Here is a 20,035-nt window from a genome sequence, read left to right as displayed (position 1 = left end):
AGGAGTTAGAGAAATGAATAATATATCAAGTCGCCAGATTAGAGAAACATTCCTGAGTTTTTTTGAGAAAAAAGATCATCTCCTCATACGTAGTGCATCGTTGCTTCCACAGAATGATCCAACCCTTCTCTATATCAATTCGGGGATGGCACCCCTGAAAAAATATTTTCTAGGGTTAAGCCAGCCTCCTCATCCTAGGCTTTGTAATGTCCAGCTTTGTATCAGAACGGGTGATATCGAAGATGCAGGAGATCGGCATCATTTTACATCTTTTGAAATGTTAGGAAGTTGGTCGATCAATGATTACTATAGAGAAACTGCTATTGAATTGGCTTATGAGTTGCTCGTAGGAGAGTTTGGCTTTCCAGTTGATAAGCTGTATGCCACTGTATACAGTGGCGATCCTGCTCTGGGTCTCCCACCGGATGAAGAATCTATCAAGGCTTGGGAAAAAGTTGGGCTACCTAGAGATCACATTGTCATTTTAGGCGAAGATAATTTTTGGGGGCCTGCTGGAGATACAGGTCCTTGTGGTCCTTGTACAGAGGTTTTCTTTGATACAGGTGACGAGTTTGGTGAATCATACGAAACCAGTGGGATTTTTGATACCACCAATCGGTACATTGAGATATGGAACGCTGGTGTCTTTATGGAGCTAGATAAGAAGGTAGATGGGAGTTTTGAGCGGCTCCCCTTAAAGAGCGTAGACACAGGTTCTGGATTAGAACGCATGACGATGGTCATGAATAATTGCAATAGTCTCTATGAAACAGACTTGATTAAACCAATTATGACCTGTGTAGCACAGCAGCTTTCAGGGAAGAGTAGCTCTAATCTGGATTATAAGATTATTTCAGATCACTTGAAGACAGCGACATTTATTCTTGCCGAAGGGGTTTTGCCATCCAACGAAGGGCAGGGGTATATTCCTCGGAGACTAATTCGGAAATGCACTGCTCTTGTCACCCGTTCTGGCGCGCTCAATTTTGACTATGGTTCAGTAGTCAATCAAGTTGTTGACATTTACAAGGATTACTATCCAAATCTACGCATCAATCAATCTCAAACAATTGAAAATATTCAGCGAGAAGTTAAAGATTTTGAGCAAACTATCAAGAAAGGTCTTGAACGGCTTGATAGTTTATTGCCTAGTAACGAAGGTTCTGTTCTTTCAGGAAAAAACACCTTTGAATTAGTTACAACCTATGGTGTTCCATTCGAGTTGGTTCAATTATTTACCCAACAGCGAGGTGTAAGACTTGATAAAGATGACTACATGAATCATTTTCGTCGCCATCAAGAAATCTCTCGTCAAGGAGTTGGAGCAAAGGCTGGTTCAGATGGGAAAATCCTGTCTCAGGAAGAGTTGAAAGCCTTGGTAGAGGGAGTTACTCCAACACTATTTGAGGGCTACGAGACGCTAGAAACCCAGGGAGAGGTTCTTTTGCTTCTGAAAGATGGGATGAGAGTTTCAACCGTAGATGCTGGTGCTGATGTTCAGATCGTAACGCGCAATACCAGTTTTTATGCAGAAAGTGGTGGTCAAGTTGCAGATACAGGTGTCATTGTTTCTTCGCATGGTGAAGCCAATGTTCTAGACACCACAAAGATCAATGGGGTATTTATTCATTACGCTAACGTTACCGAGGGTAAGTTAAGTGTTAGCGATCAGGTTCAATTGAAAGTTGATGAACTCAGAAGAAAACAACTGAGAGCCAATCACTCTGCAACCCATCTGCTACATAGTGCGCTTCGCAGCATACTGGGTGAATCAGTTAATCAAAAGGGTTCACTAGTTGATCCAGATCGCCTACGATTCGATTTCCAATATTCTAGTGCTTTGACAGAGGAAGAAGTCGTTGAAGTCGAAAAGCTGGTCAACTCTTGGATCTGGCAGAACTTGAAAGCGAATATACAAACAATGGATTACAAAGACGCTATAGCACAAGGTAGTTTGGCTTTGTTCTCTGAGAAGTATAGCGATCGGGTTCGTGTCCTTGAACTAGGAGACGTATCAAAAGAACTTTGTGGTGGGACTCATGTCAGTGCAACTGGAGAGATTGGGGTCTTTCTAATTGTTTCTGAAGGAAGCATTGCTAAAGGAATTCGACGCATTGAAGCAGTGACAGGAGATACTGCTCTACAGTTAGTACAAAATAGAACTCGAATTTTGAAGGAAGCTTCCAAGCTATTAAAAACTAGTCAAAATAATTTTTTGGAGCGGCTTGAGAATCTGATTAATTCTGGGGCATCGGATAAGAAAAAGGACAAAAGTGTTGCAGTTCAACCCTTTGAAGTTAAAGGAGAGGTTGTCTCTCTTAAATCTGGAGTCACTGTTTTTACAGGAAGATTGGGTGATGCAACACCTGAAGTCTTGAAGGAAGAAGCTTCGGCTAAGATCAATCAAAAAAATGCTGATGTTGTCTGTTTAGCTGGAGAAGAGAATAACACTGTTCGGGTCGTTATTATGGTGGCTCCAAATTTATTGGATCGCTTAAATGCCAACCATTTACTAAAAGAGTTGTTGCATTTTATTGATGGTCAAGGAGGTGGTAAAGCCCAGTTTGCTCAGGGAGGGGGAAAGAACCCACAGGGCATAAATGCTTTATTTAAAGCTTTGGCAGATTTGGTTGAAAAACAACTATAGCTTTTGGGTTCTTCGCAAATTTTACCACTGGATATTTAAGGTCTACATAATTCATGAAAAAACAATTGCCTTCTAGAAGTTGGATGAACCTCCAAGAGCATTACATTAGTGCTATCAAGAATCCTTGGTATAACGCAGTATTCGAGATCCAAGATGTCATAAGTGTTTCAACAATGACATTCTTTCGAGAAAGGCAAATTAAAGCTGTGCATTTCCCAATCACAACTTCTTCTGTATCTAGCCCGATGGGACGTGGAAGCGATTCAAAACCTGTCAAAATAGAACTTTTCGGTGTTGAGACTTATTTAGCTGACTCAATGCAGTTCTTGCTCGAATATGGTTGTCGTTTTGTTAAGGATGGCTGTTATTACATTATGCCGTCATTTAGAGGTGAGCAAGAAGACGAAACACATCTCTCACAGTTCTATCACAGCGAGGCAGAAATTATTGGGTCTATTAACGACGTAATAAGATTGGTTGAAGATTATTTGAGGTATTTATGTCTAAGTATTTTAGCTAATTGCAGAAGCACTATAGAGGCGATGGCTGGTGATGTCAGCCATATTGAAAAGCTGACAAAAATGAATACTCCCCTCCCTCAAATCACTTTTGACGAAGCGATTAAATTACTTGATTGTGATAAACAGTACATTGACATTATAGAACCAGGACTAAAAGTTTTGAACCGTAGAGGTGAACAAGCGCTAATTGATCACTTCGGTGGTTTTGTTTGGATAACTGAATTTGATCATGAGGCTGTACCTTTTTATCAAGCATTTACAGATGGTGAACGTAAGTCCAAATCGGCTGATCTTTTGTTTGGATTAGGTGAGGTTATTGGGGCTGGAGAACGCCACAAGACAAGTGATGAAGTATTAAGAGCATTGGAGCTTCACCAAGTAGATCGTCAGCCATACGAATGGTACTGTCGCATGAAAGAGGAATTCCCTATACAAACTTCTGGATTTGGTCTTGGTACTGAGAGGTTTATCTGTTGGCTAATGAATCATAATGATGTTCGAGATTGTCAGATTATTCCACGCTTCAACGGTACATTGACGCTCCCATAGTGAGTATAAGAAAAGTAGGCTATCAAAATTTATGGCAATTATGGCTCAGAAACAATCCAAAGACCCCGACACTTTCAATACCGATATAGAAAGAATTAAGCAGTTTGAATATGCTAAGTGGCACGCCTATTTTGAAGAAGCAATTCTAGGGAAAGGGCAGGAACACGAGACAACATTGTGGTGGCAAGCTTCCGATCAAGACTCGATAGAAATTGTCAAATCTCTTTTTTCTTCGGAACAGTCGATTGATTTGTTAGAAGCAGCTTGTGGTTCTGGAGGAACCTCCTTTAAATTAGCTGAATATATGACACTTTCAAGCTTAACACTACTTGATTTAAGTACCAACGCGCTTAATTTTGCAAAAATCCTTGAGCCTGTTCACTTAAATGGGAAAGTAACCTATACCGAAGGCGATATCACACAACTCCCTTTCCCAGACAGAATTTTCCACTTAACTTGGAACGTTGGAGTTATTGAACATTATCCAAAACCAATATTGTTGCAAATTGTCAAAGAGATGCTGCGAGTAACAAAACGAGAAGGTTATGTACTTCTAGGAATACCAAACAGACGCTCTGTCGCGGTACTCAAAGCGTGGTTCTTGGGAACAGATTTCGGCAGAAAGTATTTACCTTTCGCTAAAGGTTATCGCTTTGATACTGAAATTCTATATGGTAATCATGAACTCAAGAATTTTCTTGAAGAAAATCTCAACCTCTCTGTAGATGTTGCTTATGCAGGAAACTGTTTATGGGTGGGTGCGCCTGATATGTTAGTGCGATTAACGCAAAAGTACTTTAAACAGTCTTCTTGTTCGTTCTTGACCTTCTTTGTACTCAAACTAAAATGAATATTCTTCAATTAAAGACACATTTTTTAAATTTCTCACAAGATCGAGGCTTTCGTAGTCTTCCGAGTTTTCCACTAGTCACAGATGATCCTAGCATACTTTTCATTAATGCTGGGATTACGCCATTTAAACCAATTATGTTACAGGGAAAGTTGTTACCTGATACTGCCATTGTGCAGCGATGTTTGAGAACAAGATGGAACGCTTCGGGACTTTTTAGATTTGAAATGTTGGCTATCTTAGGAATGGCTTCTCGCCTTCCTGATGCTGTAACACATTTTTTTGATTTCTTAACAAAAGAAATCGATCTGCCAATTTCTAATCTTCATTGTGTTGTTAACGAGCAAGATACTGACTTACTAAACTTGATATCTTTATATTTACCAGATCAAAAAATTCATCATTTAAATGCGAATAATCATAAGTATTGGGTTCGATGGGAGTTTGGCTATGGTGAAATTCTAACTGGACGTGGATTGACCTTGGTATGGGAATTTACGAATCGTAGTCCTTGCTGTACAACTTGTTGTATTCACTGTGAATGCAACAGGTTTTTACCATTGGGAAACATAGTTGATGTGTTACATACACCAACGGAATATCGTTATTTTGATATCGGTTTTGGAGTTGAAAGGCTTACTTCCTTATTCTATGATGGTGAACTATATGCTATTGATACTCTTCAAGCATCTATAGATAAGTTTTGTAAATTGGGTATGGATGTGGGAATAGCTCAGTCACTCACTAATTTATATTCGTCGATCACACTTCTGATTGAGGAAGGTATTTTGCCTAGCAACAAAAAGTCTGGATATGTTCTACGAAAAATGATTCGTTGTATTGTCGAATTACTTTATATCGAACCTTATGAACTAGTTGTTGAATCTGTGACAGCAGCAACCAACTGTTATTTGAGTTTGACAGATAATTGCCCAGATTCTAATATAAAGACATTCCTATCTGTTATTACAGATGAATGTGTCCTCTATATTAAAAGTATTGATCGCGGAAAGCAAATGGCGAAAAAGTTCTTAATGGAAAAGGAAGAGATTTCAGTAGAGAACTTATATAGCGAGATCAGAAATACTTTTGGTCTGCCGCGAATCGTTATCAATAATCTCTTGCACATTTCGGATTAAATGACCTTGCTTTAATCATGAATACTTACAAATCACATACAAAAACATCAGCCATGAATGAAGACGAAATAGAAGATCTAAGTGCTTATCTATATGATTATGTTTTTGAGTCTAGAAATGATATATTCTTCTATTTAGATATGGCAAATCGTTTCGGAGGACCAATCTTAGAAGCTGGATGTGGAACGGGGCGAATTTTGTTACCTTTAGCGCGTGCTGGTTTTGAGATCGTCGGCTTTGACATCAATACTTCACGATTGGCAATCTGTGAAACCATTTTGGCTGAAGAATCTGATGAGATTAGGGCAAGAGCATCAGTGGTATTTGGTGATATGCGTAATTTTACACTTAATAGAGAATTTGCCTTACTCCTAACACCATTCCGCAGTTTTCAGCATCTTCTTACACCAGAAGACCAGCGCACGGCTCTCTTGACTATGAAACGACACTTGCAACCTAATGGAAGCCTTGTCCTAGACATTTTTAACCCGTCTATCCCATTCCTTGCGGATTCTCGATATTTAAAAGAGTTTGGTGATAGTCCACCTATCATCTTGCCTGACGGGCGACAAATCCTACAACGGGATCGTGTCATTTCTCGGAATTATTTCAATCAGACTCAAGAAGCAGAAGAAATATATTATGTTCGCCACCCAAATGGAGTAGAGGATCGCATAGTCAAATCTTACAGTTCAAGATATACCTTTCCTTACGAGCTAGAACATTTACTTACTAGCGTTGGTTTCTCAATTACAACTATCTTTGGGGATTACGATAAATCCACTTTTGGTGATAAGTACCCAGGTGAGTTAATCGTTGTTGCCCGTAAAGCCGAATGATTATGTTATTTATGACAAACTGAATTTTACGATCAGCAGATGAATCAGGTAAATATACATGAAAGATCATAATTCTAAGAATGTAACGCTAGACAATATCACTTCAAGTCAGGTGGAGAAAATGGCGTATGTCGATTTTATCAGCTTAATTAGAGAGACTAATCGTTGCCCTGGAGGAAAAAAAACAATCCGAAAAATATTGCAAAATACATTTGTCAATTCAGAATCAAAGGTTTTAGAAGTTGGGTCTAATACAGGTTTTACTTCTTTAGAAATTGCTCGTACAGCCAAATGCCATGTTGTTGGAATTGATGTCGTTGAGAGTGCTGTCATTGAATCTTGTCGTGAGCTTTCCAATGATGTGCCAGATATTCAAAAGTTAGTCAAATTTGAAACTGGTTCAGCTTTAAGTATTCCCTATCCAGATAACACATTTGATTTAGTAGTAGTTGGAGGAGCTACTTCTTTTATAGAGAATAAGCAAAAGGCATTAAAAGAATACTATCGAGTTGTAGTACCTTGGGGATTCCTTTCAGTGACTAACCTTTGTTACCATGAGATACCTCCTGAGAAAGTTGTTCAAGATGTATCAGCTATTATCGGGGTAAAAATTGAGCCTTGGACTGCCGAACAATGGCTTGATCTATTTAATAGAAACACCTTGTTTGAAACTTATTTATTTGAGAAGCATGAACTTAACCCGCAATCTCCAGAACGAATTTCAGAGTATGTTGAGTATTTCCTCAAAAAAGATCATTTATGTAACTTACCTACTGATGTGAAAGATGCCATCAGAAGGCGATGGAGACAAACGCTTGATGTATTTAACGAGAACCATAAGTATCTTGGATTTATACTAACTCTCTTTAGAAAACGAACTTTACCAGAAGAACCTGAACTTTTTTGAAAGAAAACAAATATATGAGCATCCTTCTACGTCCACCCTCTTTGAAAATAGGTAGTAATCTTGCAGTATTCTCCCCTTCATCACCTGGAACTGCGCTGTTTCCCCATAGATTAAAACGTGGAGTGACAGCTCTCGAAAATTTGGGATTTCAGGTGCAAGTACCAGAATCTGCATTTAAACAATATGGTTATACTGCTGGCACTGCGGAAGATCGGGCTAGTGAATTAATACGTCTTTTTGAGGATGATACTGTTGATGCAATTATTTGTAGCATAGGGGGGTTCAATTCTAGCGATATACTTCCTCTGCTCGACTACTCGATTATCTCAAACCATCCAAAAATATTCGCTGGCTACAGCGATGTTACTGCCTTATTGCTGGGTATATATGCGCGAACAAATCTTGTTACCTTCCATGCACCTGCTATCTTGTCAGAGTGGGGAGATTATCCAGAACCGTTTGCCTACACAGTTCAATCTTTTCGTGATTTAACTGAAACTAGATCAAGTTTGGTTAACTATCAACCATCCAATGAATGGACTAGCGAATTTCTAGATTGGGGCAAGGGAGAAGACAATCGCTCCAAGAATATGTATCAAAATCAAGCTTGGAAGGTTCTTAAAGAAGGTATAACGATAGGCTGTTTAATTGGGGGAAATATTGAAACGCTCAACCTTCTTATTGGTACTCCATATTGTCCTGATTTTTCTGGAGCCGTCCTTTTTCTAGAAGCGACTGATGCTGAAGCTTACCTCCCACGTTTACACAGGGCATTAACTCATCTTTATCTCTGCGGAGTTTTCGGGCAGATCAAAGGATTACTCGTGGGAAAGTGTCCCGATACTCATCCTGTCTCAGGTGTCGATCTAGAAACTGTTATCTTGATGGTGACAAAGCATTTTAATATTCCTGTTGCGTTAGGTGTTGATCTAGGGCATACCGATCCGATGCTAACTTTACCCATTGGAGTTCAAGTGAAGTTGAGTTGTATCGGTACAAATGTCAGCTTTGAGTTGCTTGAGTCTGCTGTCAGCTAATATCATTAAACTGATTGACAAAGCAGCCCAAAACTTTTTTATGTACCTAGAATAAAAAATATGTCTAACTTTCCAAAGCTTCTCTTAATTGAACATGGAGATCAAACAAAAGAATTTATATTTCAAAAAATTAGAGACAAACCTATTGAACTTTATATTGCCTGTTCTCAGGTTCCAATTTGGCTGCAAAAGTATATTTCTCCTGACAAAATTATTAAGACCGATACTTACAACTCAGTCATACTTATCTCTGATGTCTCTGCCTTTATGGTTTCTCAGGACATATCATTTACGGCAGTTGGAACATTTTGGGAACACACCGTCACCCAAACTGCGGATTTAGTCGCTGCTTTAGATTTAGTAGGGATTGCTCCCGGTGCAGCGCGACGCAGTTCAGCCAATAAAGTACTAATGCGGGAATATTGCAAAAAAGCAGGAATCCGCACTCCAAAGATTAGTGTCTTGAAAGATATTAAAGAACTACCCAATGCGCTTGAACAAGTCGGATTACCTGCTGTCCTCAAGCCTATTTTCGGTAATAATAGTTACGGTGTTATCAAAATTGATCGTACTGTTGATATTGAAAGTCTAGTTCAGCTATCTCAGAAAACATGGTCATTAGCACAAGAGGAAGCGTTTAAGAATTTCAGTGGAATATATTTACTTGAAAAATATGCTGCGGGATCTGTAGTAACTGTTGATGGGATTATACAAAATAAACAAATCTGTATTGCAGGTATGGTAGAAGTGGAGATGGGGCCAGAACCCTGGTTCACTCAACAAGCTAACTATTTGCCCCCTAAGTTGGATTCTGAGATTGTTGAATTGTGTTATGAAATGACAAAAACTGTAATTCGGACATTGGGCTTCAACAATTGTGGATTTCACTGTGAACTACGAATTACACGAGAGGGTCCAGTGATGATAGAGATTGCTGCCCGTTTACCTGGAGGATGGATATTACCTGCCTACGAGAGAGCTTATGGTATTGATTTAGTCTCGAAGATGCTAGATGTTTGGCAGGGTATAGACATCGAGATCAACGTTGCATTCACGCGACATATTTTGCAGAAAGGCATCTTTCCAACAAAGCCCGGACAACTCAAGGCAGTACGAGGTTATGAAGACGTTAGAAACATGAAAGGCTTATGGCATTTTGTTGAAGTGACAAAAGTTGGACAGGACGTAGTGACCTACCCAGAAGTACCACAGCCTATATATTTTTATGCGATCGAGGCAGAATGTCGCCAGGAACTTGAGTACTTATCCAAGGAACTTGAGGCAAAGATTGAAATTGAGATTGACTAAATAAGTAGGTAGGCACGAAAAAATCAAACTATATCTGGAATCGCTGAAAACTAGCGAACAAAAATTCAAAACTGCGGAAACTGCGGGAAAATTGGCGGAAATGTCGATTGTTCTCCCAAGCATGGGCGAAGCGCGAAATATCTCAACTGCAAAGCGAGCCTACTAAAAAACAACTGAAAGCCATCAAATCTCAACAAGATGCTTGGCATAATTTACTGTTACAATCCCTGCCTTTAGACACGTACAGCAAGCTCGCAGGAGAAGACTATGACGGAGACTCTAAATGCTTCGCGAAGGCTTCAGATTGGCCTTATACGGCTCTAAATCTTATAGAATCTCAAACTCCGCAAAACGCTCACCCACCTACTCCCAAATTACCAAAAGTTTCCTTTGACGTACCGGGTAAACCCAATAAAACACTGCCTGAAATTGCCCTATTTATGGCAAATAAATGGACAGAGATTGCCAATTCTGCTGTCAAATGTACTGCATCTGTTGAATCAGAAGTAGTAGCAGTGCAGAGTACATTCAGCGCCCAGCAGAAAGAAGATTACATTCGCGATGTTTCTAATCAATTTAAACAAAAGCTAAACAATAATTACACGGCTAAACCCGAAAAAAACATACCGGACACGCTTATATCAACTGTCAGAGAGCTAGCCAACATACACAGTTCCTCAACCCATCCGACAATGGCTTCTTTAATCTCAGCCGACGCTAGTCAAATCGAGCGGGATGTCCTAGACTGCAAGCTATGCTGCGAAGATAAACTTCTGTTTCGCATTCCGCCGGAACAAGTTAAAACTGGCCTTGAAACCTATAGAAAATTTCTGCGGTTTCAGATAACGCCACAACTGTTACTGCAAAATCAAATAGCTGTAGATTCTAAAAAAAGTGCTACTCCAGCCGACGAAATTACGATCGGCCAGTACAGAAATCTGTGCCACCGAAATCCCAATTACTTGCAAGATAAAAAATTGCCCGACATATACTTAGAAGGAAAAGTCATAGAACCCAATGGCTACAGCTTAAAAGAATCGATAATACAATCTCTCAACCCTTTATTACAAGCATCGGAACTCGAAGCGCGACCATTTTACCAATTTCGCAACCTATTTCCAGAAGCAGAACCAGGAGAGAAATACTATTACACACCAGAACAGTATAATACTTGCAGGGAAACAAAAGCTGCTTTTGACTCTCTTTTCAACTCTGCCGTTGCAGCTAAACTACGGTTGCAGACTGAAAAGGGCCCTTATTTAACTGCACAAACAGAAACTGGGATTAGTGTAGAAATTACCAATGTTGCCTTAAGCAAATACCCGGAACGTTTCAAAAACCGATCGTCGTTGGAAATCCTGCTAGTTACCAATGAAAACTACGGTGGATCTACTTCAAACAGCCACAAAACTTGTGTTTTAGGAAAAACAAAAGACTCAGAAGGCTCTGATAAATGGGTTAAACTCGGCACGCTCAGCGAAAGCAGCAGAAAGCTACTCGATATCCCCGGAAAAATTGAAGGAACGAAGTATTTTCGACTGCAAAATGTCAAAGTAGTACAAGCTTTAACTGAAACTGACTGTAATTTAATTTTCAAACAAGCAGCGGAAATACCAGATAGTTTTCAAAGTGAGTGCAGTTTGAAAGGTGAAACTAATGCTATGGCTGCTGCTACTTGGCACTTGTGTTGTGCACCAGAACTCAACCATGATAGCAGAAAAAAAACGCAAAATTTTGTTTTTGCTACTTGGACTTCTCAAATTGTCGATCGACTCAACGAACTTCAATTTAAGGAACTAACTATCGGCGAGTTAAATAGTGCAGACATCAAAATAAATAACTGCATCGAAAATGCTGAAATCAGAATTGATGCTGCCCAAACCGAAAATGGCGAAAACTCCCAAATTCACAATCGTAAAAATGCTGAAATTAGAACGGACGCGACAACAACCGACGAGCGCGAAAACTACCCAACTCACAATCTTAAAAATGCTGAAATTAAAACGGACGCGACAACAATCAACGAGGGTAATAACTCCCCAACTCACAATCGTAAAAATGCTGAAATTAGAACGGACGCGACAACAATCAACGAGCGCAACAATTCCCAAACTCACCATCGTAAAAATACTGAAATTAAAACGGACGCGACAGCAGCCGACGAGCGTGAAAACTACACAACTCAGGGTAAAAAAACCTTGCAAATAATGAAAGACGGTAGGTACATCACAGCGGGTACTGTCTCTGAAAATTCGGCGCAGTTACCAGTTGGAACTACTGCCCGCGCTAAGCTAATTCCTGCGATCGCAAAAACGGCTGAACTGCACGTAACTGGTTTGGACGATCGAATTAAAGTCGGTAAGGTTGCAGAATGCGAATTTGGCGGACAAAGTTCTCTATTAGACCGAGAATACACTATTACAATCCAAGCGCTCAATAAACCTAAATATTTACTTGAAACATCTGGTAAAGTTATCGGCGAACTCGACGAAACCTCAATAGAATCGCTCAGTAAAAATAATTGCCTGCACAACAATTTTTCTTTCACCGCCGAACTGACTACTTACGGAATAAGTAACGGCACGTATACAGTGGCAAAAAGCAGAACAGGTAATATTCTATGTGCTAGAAAACAAAATCTTATTGGCTATTATAAAGATTTGCGCTTTCAAGGAACAATGGCGGAAGTTTCAGTAAATATTCAACAAAAGCCTGAAATTTGTGCCGCAGTTACTACTGAATGCGGATTAAAAGTCTTGGGGGTGTTTACACCCAACCAGAAAGAATCTAAAATAGCCCTAATGAAAGCCTTCTACAACCAACAGCAAGGGAAAAGCGACGAAATGTTGAAAAAAGAATTCGACGCAGGGAAACTAACAGGACTTTCTTTTAAGGCATACATAAAATTTAATTCTACTACTCTTATAGCTTCTATAGATCCAAATTCTATACAGTATCCTATTAGATGGTTAAAAGAAAAAGAAGTTAATAATGAAATAGTTAACAACACAGTCAATAGTCAAGCAGTCAATAATCAGGCAGTCAATAATCAAACAGTCAATAATCAAACAGTCAATAATCAGGCAGTCAATAATCAAACAGTCAATAATCAAACAGTCAATAATCAGGCAGTCAATAATCAAACAGTCAATAATCAGGCAGTCAATAATCAAACAGTCAATAATCAAGCAGTCAATAGTCAAACAGTCAATAATCAAACAGTCAATAATCAGGCAGTCAATAGTCAAACAGTCAATAATCAGGCAGTCAATAGTCAAATACCAAACTATCAAACACTGAATAATGCAGAAAGACTCGCCGTGGCACAGCAAATAATACAAAACATGAACTCACCTCCTACTTTATTTTATGAATTCAAAAAACCAACTTTGATCAATGGAAAAATAACAGAGCAATCTGTGCTAGGGATTGCTGTTAGCTTGAGAAAATCCGAAACGGCACGCAAGTTTTTTAAAGATTACAAAATACAGCATTCCGAGATAAATCCGTTAGATGCGTCTGTTACAGAAGAAACTCGCCGGGGGTATGCAGTTTTTCATCTAAACCCCGAAAATCTACTGCCTCAAATAATGTCATCTCTATCTAAGCAATTTGGTTCGCCAATTGCCAAAGATTTATCTACCGATAGTCCGTATTTCCAAAAGCTCAGAGAATCTCCACCACTTCCGAATAGGGCATCTTTACTGCTATACAAATTCTATGGTATTAAAGACACTGAAAATGATCTCGCTACTTCAGAGCCTCAAAAAATGCTACAACAAAGTACAGACAATTCACCGCTCATACCTGCTTGGGAAAAAAACCTAATTGCTGCGGCCGTGCAAGCTGCAACCGACAACAATTATAGCCCCAGAACTCCCTTTATCCAAAATACTTTATTAGCTACTTACTGCAAAGAAACTGAAAGTCTTACCGTAATTCGAGCTAGAGATAATTCTACAATCTATTCGCGGGAATTGGGAAAAAATGCAGCAATAATTAACTTGTCAGAAGAGCAGAAGCAATTCCTCGAATCCTACAAAATTACGGCTAAAAAGGAAATACAACTTTAGCAGACTGTCAAGAATCACCACACTTTAAGCCCACATTTCGCGCCCCTTGGGGGTGCGGAATGTGGGCTTAAAGTGTTGCTGTGAATGAGCGAAAGATTTGACGCAATTCGCAAATGAATGGCGCAAAATGAATGGCGCAATTAGTCAATACGCCTCTAAAAATAGAGTCAGTTTTAGATATGCCCTACAAACGAAGACGGATAACAATTACCATGAACCAGTTTGTTCGAGGTGAGGCGACAATTCTGGGAGTGACCACCGTAAAGGTAAACTTCCGTCAACTCGATAACCTTCCTCTAAACGGAAGCGAAATAGACGCTCTGCTCCTTCATAGGTGAGAATTTCATCCCCTTCCCAAATCACTTCAGCAGTACCTGTGAGATATAGCAAGTTGCCCTGCTCAAAGTCTATGAACAACATCCCAGCCCGTGGATTTAACTCCAAATTACCAAAAGTATTGAAGTGACAATTGCCAGAAAAATCGGGAACAGTCAAGGTATGGTCATCATCGATTCTTACAAAACCAGGTTTACCTCCCCGATGGGAGACATCGACCCCACTAGCGCCTCCTGCTGAAGCATCCTGATAGGCAGTGGCAATGAAGAAGGTGTCTGCTGCCGCGATCGTGATTTGTTCCGGTTGTGACAATGCTGTTAGCTTGTGTACTGGTTTGGGGGCTGTTAGATCAAACCCCTGTAGTAAACACATTCGAGCTTGAATATATTGAGGACAGTTGCCAAAGCTTTGTCCCACACGCACTTCAAAGCCATTGGCATGGGTTGCAGTCACAACACCGTTCATACGGTTGCGGCGACGAGTATGTAGTTCAATACCTAACAAGCCGATGTCGATGCCGTCTGCAAGAGTAGTTGCTAAGGGATCACCAAATAAAGGTTTGGTAGCCACTCGTAAGGTGCGATCGTCGGGGGAGGAAAGAAAACCTGGTTCGCCTACCAAAATGGATGCCCAAGGATTGCCTGCGGCATCCACGGTTCCCACAAGTACATAGGTCAACTGAGTAAAGAACTGACGGTGCTGTTCTAAGAGAAATTCTCGAATTACCCGTCGTCCCATCTTATCCATCTGTTCCTGTGCTCCCAATCGAGCTTGAATCGCCCTTTCACCGACATGAAAGGGCGATTCGCTGCGACTCCAACCTGGAATTGCCATAATTTCTTTGCTCCTTAATCATCCTGTGCTTGACTGGTTCTGTATTGTGAAATGAGAGTTGTCGGGTGATTGCACGGATTTTCAACAAATCATTAGGAGACTGGAGCAATCAACTCCATGCGAATGCCACCAGGGATGTAGAACATCATATGATGGATAAGACCTTCACCGAGAGGCTCAGGGGGAAACTCGATTTGCACTCCTTCTGCTGTTGCCAGTGTTTGGTAGAGGAAATTTAGTGTTTCTAGATTTTGTACTTTCAGGGCGAAGTGGTGCAGCCCAATGTTGTTCTTGCGATCGAACGGAGTCGCAATGTTAGGGTCGGCTGCTTGCCAGAGCGTTAGCAGCGTAGTACCGTCCGAGAGGAACAAAGCTGGATAGGATAGAACTTCACCCACTTGCTTGAATTCTAAAACATCAACAAAGAAATCACGGGTTGCCGTTATGTTTGGAACGGTGAGCCCAATGTGGTGAGCGCCTTGAGTCATAGCCATCAGTTAATTTCCTGTAATGAATTGGTCGAATTAAGGTTTGATGATGTCCTCCGTGGAGAGTGTAGGAGGTCATTTTAGTAACCCGTTAGCGCAAAATCATTAGTTCAGCCATTTCTGAAATCAGTGTTTCTGGAGGAGTAAAAACAGCCGCAATTCAGTCTTCGGTGACGTGAGGAACTGGCGTTTGTCTTAAATCACGATAGGTAATCACATCATCAGGATGCAGGTCTTGCCACTCAGCCATAGACTCTTTGGCCAACTTGCGAGATTTAGAGCGATCGCCGCGTGGACTTGAATCAACGTGCAGAATGCTTGCATGGTGCCTCAACCAGAAATTTCAATTTCATCTAGACAGTAAGCTACCGCTTATGCAAAACTCACTGAACAATTGCAGTAACGCGGATTTCAATGCGCATCGTTGGCAGTCCAAGAGCTGCGACTCCTACCTGTGTCCAAATTGGGGCGTGGTTGGGCATGTAATGGCGATATAGCCTGACCATTACCTCGTTAACCTCCGGGGGAAACCCACCAACATGGTAAGAATTAACGTGGACAACATGCTCCCAACCCGCACCGGCAGCCGCCAAGGTTCGCTCTACGTTCCGAAACGCCTGGGCAATCTCGTCCGCGAGCGATTCGGGAATTTGCAGATCGTCATCCCAGCCGCCTTGGCCTGATGTTTCCACTCGATCGCCAATTTTTACCGCTTGCGAGTAATGCAATTCATTCAGCATGTATTCCCCATAGCCGGGGGTAATAAAAAACTCGGGCTTTTTCATGGTATTTCTTTATTCAGTAAGTTTGACTCTATCTCGCGCTGCTTGAGACAGCTTGCAAGATCTAATTGACTTGAGGAGGTGCCAGGTCAGCCTATGCTGGTAAGCACTACGAGCAGAAACGAGGGCAGGTTGAAAACGACGTGGACGACGAGACCGGGCCAGATCGATCCACTGCGGCGGAAGATCTCGGCGGTGGCGAGACCCGCCACCACGGCTACGGGAAGGTGTAGTTGATCCCATGCATGAGAAAAGGGAAGGGGAAAGGTTAGGGTTTAGGGTAGAGCCAGTGCTTAAATAGCTGGGTTAGGCGGGGCATAATCAGGTAGGTGAGCAGGGCGACTACGAGTCCAGTGGTGATCAGTTGATTGAGTAGAATTGGTAGGCTAGATAGAATCGGAGTGAGCAATCGACTGACGATAGCCAGAGTAACGAAGACTCCTAACCAGGTCACGATCGCCATTTTGTACTTCGGTGGAGGGGCTTTGAGGGATTTATTCGGTAGGCTAAACCAGGTTTCCAATCCGGTTAAGGTTTGAATCGACTCTGGTTTTTCAATTAATGGCTGCAATCGCTCAATCCATTCGCGCCGGACATCCGACTCTAGCCAGGTTTTGAGGTTGTCGTAGCGATCGAACTTGAGGATCACGACATACTCAGGATGGGCGTGATCGGGAGGGCGAATCGTGCTAACCCCAAGATGTCCCTTAATTTTTCGGGCATCGGCGGCAATGCCATGAAACCACTCTTCGTAGCCTTGTTCGCGTCCGGGTCGCACGACATGAGAGATAATTGCCGTGACTTGAGAGTCTTCATCTGTGCCAATGGTTAAAGATTCTTCCAACATCGAATTTGTCCCTCCAGTTGATTGGAATTACACCAGCCTGAACCATACGGCGAACAGCCATGTCATGAGCTTCCGCAGTAACACCGTCCGAAGCATCAGTAACGATGAATACTTCATAACCCTCACCAAGCGCCTGGATTGCTGGCATTGCGAGACAGATCTCGGTGTAAAGCGCTACTACCGTGATCTGAATTATCAGGGAGCGGAATGAATTCAGTTTCACCGGGAACCGCCGGGAAGCGACGGTCTTGCCAATCTCGTTTTGCCTGGTCGATACGCGCTGAGCGGCTCGACACAAAGTTCCAGTACTTTGTGCGATCGCCCACTGGTGCCCCGCCGATAATCATTGCTTTTGCCTCAGCCTCCGCCCGAATATCTACTGATTCATCCGGCGCTAAAACGGCTAGACGATATGGCTCTAAAGGCTTTCCATTTACGAATAGGCCGGATGTGACGCTATAAACTGCCCTTTCAAAACCTTCTATTGGGGCTAGCTGAAATTGACTACCCTCCGTGAAAACGAGCGCTAGGTAAAGAGTCGCAGAGTAGGTTTTAACTGGTGATTGGTGAGACTGGTAGCTACCGGCGATCAAGGTCGCGCTGGTGCCTGTTTGAATCCACCTCGGTAAATCAGTCGCCGGATAATGTGAAAAGCTGGGTTCAACTTCTTCGGCGATTTCGGGGAGGGCAATCCAGGTCTGAATGCCGTGAAGAGTAGATTCTTTCTCTCTAAAGCTCTCGGGCGATCGCTCAGAATGAACAATACCTTTGCCCGCTGTCATCCAGTTCACCTCGCCCGGAAAAATCTCTTGTACTGTACCTAGACTATCTCTATGCAGAAGGCTTCCTTCAAACAAATAGGTAACCGTCGCTAAATTGATGTGTGGATGGGGTCTAACATCGACGCCTTTTCCCGCCGGGAAAGTAGCTGGGCCTAAGTGATCAAAGAAGATGAAAGGTCCAACCATTTTTAAGGTTTCACTCGGCAAGATGCGCTGTACGCTAAACTCACCTAAGTCGTGCTTTTCAGGCGTGATTAATTGCTGAATACTCATTTTTGTACGATCCATTCTTAGTTGGCGTTGTGGACGAAGATACAATCTTAGTTTTGTTTATTTACTTTGCAGACACGCCCTAGCGTGTGAGCTTGACTCAACAGGGTGAATCACAGAGTTTTTCACAAGTCAGAAATGCGGCAGGTTAGCGATTATTTCTGCTGAAGAAAGTCCAGCAACACGGGATTGACCTGATCGGCATGAGTCCAATTGATGGCGTGCGGTCCGCCAGGGATGACAACAAGTTGACTGTTTTTAATCAGCTTCGGAAGTCTTGCTGCGGTGGACTCAAGCGGCAAAATGCGATCGCTATCTCCATGAATAATTAGGGTTGGTACATCAATGCGAGGCAGATCATCGCGGAAATCGGTGAGCCAGGACGGTACACAATCCAACGTTCCCTTGGCAGACGCACCTACGGCAACATTCCAACTGGCTTGAATGGCATCGTTGCTGATGCGATCGCCCAGCAACACATCCACATTGAAGAACGCTTTGAAAAATTCAGAAAAGTAAGCTGGACGGTCTTCAACGATCGCTTTCATAATGCCATCGAAAACGCTTCGATCGACACCTTCAGGATTATCATCGGTCTTCAGTAGGAAGGGCGGCACGGTCGCCATCAGCACGGCTTTCTGCACACGCTCTGAGCCATATTTGCCAAGATAGCGCGTGACTTCACCTGTTCCCATTGAGAAGCCGACTAACACAGCGTCATGCAAGTCAAGCTTGGTCATCAGCACGTTCAAATCTGCGGCAAAGGTATCGTAGTCATAGCCAAATGAGGGTTGACTAGAAGCACCAAATCCTCTGCGATCGTAGGTAATCACCCGATATCCTTCGTTCAGCAGAACCAAGACCTGCTTCTCCCAGGAATGTCCGTTCAATGGAAATCCATGAATCAGTACAATGGGTTGACCTGTTCCCAGATCTTCGTAATAGATATCAATGTTTACAGAGTTTTCTTGACCAACGGTAATGTAAGACATGAGAGTTTCTCCTGTGTAAATCGATGGTGTGTTTTTGTCTGTGTGAAAGCGTTGCTTGGCAGTACGGCTCCTGTGCTTAGATCGATTGTTCCGAAGGTTCATCCTGAGAGAACCTCCCAGAGTGAGGACAACGCGCCGTCCGCACAGATCAAACAGAGCGAAGCAACTTCAGTAACTCTTCCGCTGCGGGTCCCGAAGATGCCGGATTCTGGCCGATCACGAGCCTCCCGTCCACTTGGACATAGGGAACCCAGTTGGCGGTTTTGCTGTAGATGCTACCTCGTTCCTTTAGCCGGTCTTCCAACAAGAAAGGCACGATCGCACTCAAGCCCACCGCTTCTTCTTCTGCATTCGTGAACCCAGTCACGCGCTTGCCTTTGACCAGATACTCGCCGTCCTTTCCGCGCACATTGACCAACGCGACTGGCGCGTGACACACTGCACCGACTGGCTTGTCGGACTTCACAAAGGCTTCGATCAGTGCGATCGATGTCGCGTTGTCGGGCATGTCCCACATCGGGCCATGTCCGCCGGGGTAGAAAACTGCATCGAAATCGTCTGCGGACACGTCGGCTAGCTTTTTCGTGTTGGCAAGTTCAGCCTGCGCTGCGGTGTCTGTGCGGAAGCGCTGCGTTAATTCGGTCTGGAACTCGGGTACCTCGCTTTTCGGATCGAGCGGCGGCAGACCGCCCTCCGGTGAGGCCACCGCGATCTCTGCTCCTGCATCCTTCAGCACGTAATAGGGAGCAGCAAACTCTTCCAGCCAGAAACCAGTTTTCTTTCCGGTATCGCCAAGTTGGTCATGAGACGTGAGAACAATGAGAATCTTCATAG

18 protein-coding genes and 1 pseudogene are annotated in these 20,035 nt (G+C 42.4%); 9 read left to right on the top strand and 10 right to left on the bottom strand.

Annotated elements, in window-relative coordinates; all coding sequences use genetic code 11:
- Positions 1-13: 13 nt before the first annotated feature.
- From alaS to JGK22_RS01035, 9 genes are all read left to right on the top strand, one after another.
- The gene (gene alaS / locus JGK22_RS01075) at positions 14-2,647 is read left to right on the top strand and encodes an alanine--tRNA ligase (RefSeq protein ID WP_293196092.1); all 2,634 of its coding nucleotides are present in this window, start codon (positions 14-16) and stop codon (positions 2,645-2,647) included.
- Between the two features lie 53 nt (positions 2,648-2,700).
- Complete coding sequence (locus tag JGK22_RS01070; protein WP_293196090.1) at positions 2,701-3,717, top strand: asparagine synthetase A; 1,017 nt, start codon at positions 2,701-2,703, stop codon at positions 3,715-3,717.
- 31 nt (positions 3,718-3,748) lie between these two features.
- Complete coding sequence (locus JGK22_RS01065; protein ID WP_293196088.1) at positions 3,749-4,567, top strand: class I SAM-dependent methyltransferase; 819 nt, start codon at positions 3,749-3,751, stop codon at positions 4,565-4,567.
- Positions 4,564-5,706 carry an alanine--tRNA ligase-related protein gene (locus JGK22_RS01060; protein ID WP_293196086.1) on the top strand — a complete coding sequence of 381 codons (1,143 nt, stop codon included), beginning with the start codon at positions 4,564-4,566 and terminating at the stop codon, positions 5,704-5,706. The genes JGK22_RS01065 and JGK22_RS01060 overlap by 4 nt, the downstream gene beginning before the upstream one ends.
- A 53-nt stretch (positions 5,707-5,759) precedes the next feature.
- Positions 5,760-6,545: a class I SAM-dependent methyltransferase gene (locus tag JGK22_RS01055; RefSeq protein WP_293196084.1), complete on the top strand. Its 786-nt coding sequence runs from the start codon at positions 5,760-5,762 to the stop codon at positions 6,543-6,545.
- Between the two features lie 58 nt (positions 6,546-6,603).
- A complete protein-coding gene (locus JGK22_RS01050) occupies positions 6,604-7,452 on the top strand; it encodes a class I SAM-dependent methyltransferase (protein WP_293196082.1) in 849 nt (282 codons plus the stop codon).
- On the top strand, positions 7,449-8,489 hold the full coding sequence (locus tag JGK22_RS01045) for a S66 peptidase family protein (protein ID WP_293200757.1): 1,041 nt from the start codon (positions 7,449-7,451) through the stop codon (positions 8,487-8,489). The genes JGK22_RS01050 and JGK22_RS01045 overlap by 4 nt, the downstream gene beginning before the upstream one ends.
- Positions 8,490-8,549: 60 nt before the next feature.
- Positions 8,550-9,797 (top strand): ATP-grasp domain-containing protein, encoded by a 1,248-nt coding sequence (locus JGK22_RS01040; protein WP_293196078.1) that lies wholly within the window; start codon positions 8,550-8,552, stop codon positions 9,795-9,797.
- A 107-nt stretch (positions 9,798-9,904) separates the two neighbouring features.
- Positions 9,905-13,870, top strand: a complete 3,966-nt coding sequence (locus JGK22_RS01035; RefSeq protein WP_293204182.1) for a hypothetical protein — start codon at positions 9,905-9,907, stop codon at positions 13,868-13,870.
- A gap of 207 nt (positions 13,871-14,077) precedes the next feature.
- Here JGK22_RS01035 and JGK22_RS01030 read toward each other — a convergent pair whose 3' ends face one another.
- From JGK22_RS01030 to JGK22_RS00990, 10 genes and pseudogenes are all read right to left on the bottom strand, one after another.
- Positions 14,078-15,040 (bottom strand): pyridoxamine 5'-phosphate oxidase family protein, encoded by a 963-nt coding sequence (locus tag JGK22_RS01030; protein WP_293204184.1) that lies wholly within the window; start codon positions 15,038-15,040, stop codon positions 14,078-14,080.
- A 92-nt stretch (positions 15,041-15,132) separates the two neighbouring features.
- Entirely contained in the window at positions 15,133-15,534 is a 402-nt protein-coding gene (locus tag JGK22_RS01025) for a VOC family protein (RefSeq protein WP_293204186.1), read from the bottom strand.
- 154 nt (positions 15,535-15,688) lie between these two features.
- Entirely contained in the window at positions 15,689-15,862 is a 174-nt protein-coding gene (locus JGK22_RS01020) for an NAD(P)H-dependent oxidoreductase (protein WP_293204188.1), read from the bottom strand.
- A 49-nt stretch (positions 15,863-15,911) separates the two neighbouring features.
- On the bottom strand, positions 15,912-16,313 hold the full coding sequence (locus JGK22_RS01015) for a RidA family protein (RefSeq protein WP_293204190.1): 402 nt from the start codon (positions 16,311-16,313) through the stop codon (positions 15,912-15,914).
- An 86-nt stretch (positions 16,314-16,399) separates the two neighbouring features.
- A pseudogene (locus tag JGK22_RS33175) lies at positions 16,400-16,534 on the bottom strand (CPBP family glutamic-type intramembrane protease); the annotation flags it as partial.
- Positions 16,535-16,578: 44 nt separating this feature from the next.
- Positions 16,579-17,157: an antibiotic biosynthesis monooxygenase gene (locus JGK22_RS01010; protein ID WP_293204192.1), complete on the bottom strand. Its 579-nt coding sequence runs from the start codon at positions 17,155-17,157 to the stop codon at positions 16,579-16,581.
- Complete coding sequence (locus tag JGK22_RS01005; RefSeq protein ID WP_293204194.1) at positions 17,123-17,305, bottom strand: isochorismatase family protein; 183 nt, start codon at positions 17,303-17,305, stop codon at positions 17,123-17,125. Before JGK22_RS01005 ends, JGK22_RS01010 begins: the two co-directional genes overlap by 35 nt.
- A complete protein-coding gene (locus JGK22_RS01000) occupies positions 17,280-18,227 on the bottom strand; it encodes a pirin family protein (RefSeq protein ID WP_293204196.1) in 948 nt (315 codons plus the stop codon). Before JGK22_RS01000 ends, JGK22_RS01005 begins: the two co-directional genes overlap by 26 nt.
- Positions 18,228-18,364: 137 nt before the next feature.
- Entirely contained in the window at positions 18,365-19,201 is an 837-nt protein-coding gene (locus JGK22_RS00995) for an alpha/beta hydrolase (protein WP_293204198.1), read from the bottom strand.
- 148 nt (positions 19,202-19,349) lie between these two features.
- Positions 19,350-20,033, bottom strand: coding sequence for a type 1 glutamine amidotransferase domain-containing protein (locus tag JGK22_RS00990; protein WP_293312173.1), 684 nt, complete (start codon positions 20,031-20,033; stop codon positions 19,350-19,352).
- Positions 20,034-20,035 lie beyond the last annotated feature (2 nt).

Source organism: Microcoleus sp. PH2017_08_TRC_O_A (assembly GCF_020738665.1).
Lineage (GTDB): Bacteria > Cyanobacteriota > Cyanobacteriia > Cyanobacteriales > Microcoleaceae > Microcoleus.
This window is presented reverse-complemented; position numbering and strand designations above follow the sequence as displayed.

What these genes read in the sequence shown, in the direction of transcription:
- alaS (WP_293196092.1), top strand. Translation starts at nt 14, where the DNA reads ATGAATAATATATCAAGTCGCCAGATTAGAGAAACATTCCTGAGTTTT.
- JGK22_RS01070 (WP_293196090.1), top strand. Translation starts at nt 2,701, where the DNA reads ATGAAAAAACAATTGCCTTCTAGAAGTTGGATGAACCTCCAAGAGCAT.
- JGK22_RS01065 (WP_293196088.1), top strand. Translation starts at nt 3,749, where the DNA reads ATGGCAATTATGGCTCAGAAACAATCCAAAGACCCCGACACTTTCAAT.
- JGK22_RS01060 (WP_293196086.1), top strand. Translation starts at nt 4,564, where the DNA reads ATGAATATTCTTCAATTAAAGACACATTTTTTAAATTTCTCACAAGAT.
- JGK22_RS01055 (WP_293196084.1), top strand. Translation starts at nt 5,760, where the DNA reads ATGAATGAAGACGAAATAGAAGATCTAAGTGCTTATCTATATGATTAT.
- JGK22_RS01050 (WP_293196082.1), top strand. Translation starts at nt 6,604, where the DNA reads ATGAAAGATCATAATTCTAAGAATGTAACGCTAGACAATATCACTTCA.
- JGK22_RS01040 (WP_293196078.1), top strand. Translation starts at nt 8,550, where the DNA reads ATGTCTAACTTTCCAAAGCTTCTCTTAATTGAACATGGAGATCAAACA.
- JGK22_RS01030 (WP_293204184.1), bottom strand. Translation starts at nt 15,040, where the DNA reads ATGGCAATTCCAGGTTGGAGTCGCAGCGAATCGCCCTTTCATGTCGGT.
- JGK22_RS01025 (WP_293204186.1), bottom strand. Translation starts at nt 15,534, where the DNA reads ATGGCTATGACTCAAGGCGCTCACCACATTGGGCTCACCGTTCCAAAC.
- JGK22_RS01015 (WP_293204190.1), bottom strand. Translation starts at nt 16,313, where the DNA reads ATGAAAAAGCCCGAGTTTTTTATTACCCCCGGCTATGGGGAATACATG.
- JGK22_RS01010 (WP_293204192.1), bottom strand. Translation starts at nt 17,157, where the DNA reads ATGTTGGAAGAATCTTTAACCATTGGCACAGATGAAGACTCTCAAGTC.
- JGK22_RS01005 (WP_293204194.1), bottom strand. Translation starts at nt 17,305, where the DNA reads ATGCCAGCAATCCAGGCGCTTGGTGAGGGTTATGAAGTATTCATCGTT.
- JGK22_RS01000 (WP_293204196.1), bottom strand. Translation starts at nt 18,227, where the DNA reads ATGGATCGTACAAAAATGAGTATTCAGCAATTAATCACGCCTGAAAAG.
- JGK22_RS00995 (WP_293204198.1), bottom strand. Translation starts at nt 19,201, where the DNA reads ATGTCTTACATTACCGTTGGTCAAGAAAACTCTGTAAACATTGATATC.
- JGK22_RS00990 (WP_293312173.1), bottom strand. Translation starts at nt 20,033, where the DNA reads ATGAAGATTCTCATTGTTCTCACGTCTCATGACCAACTTGGCGATACC.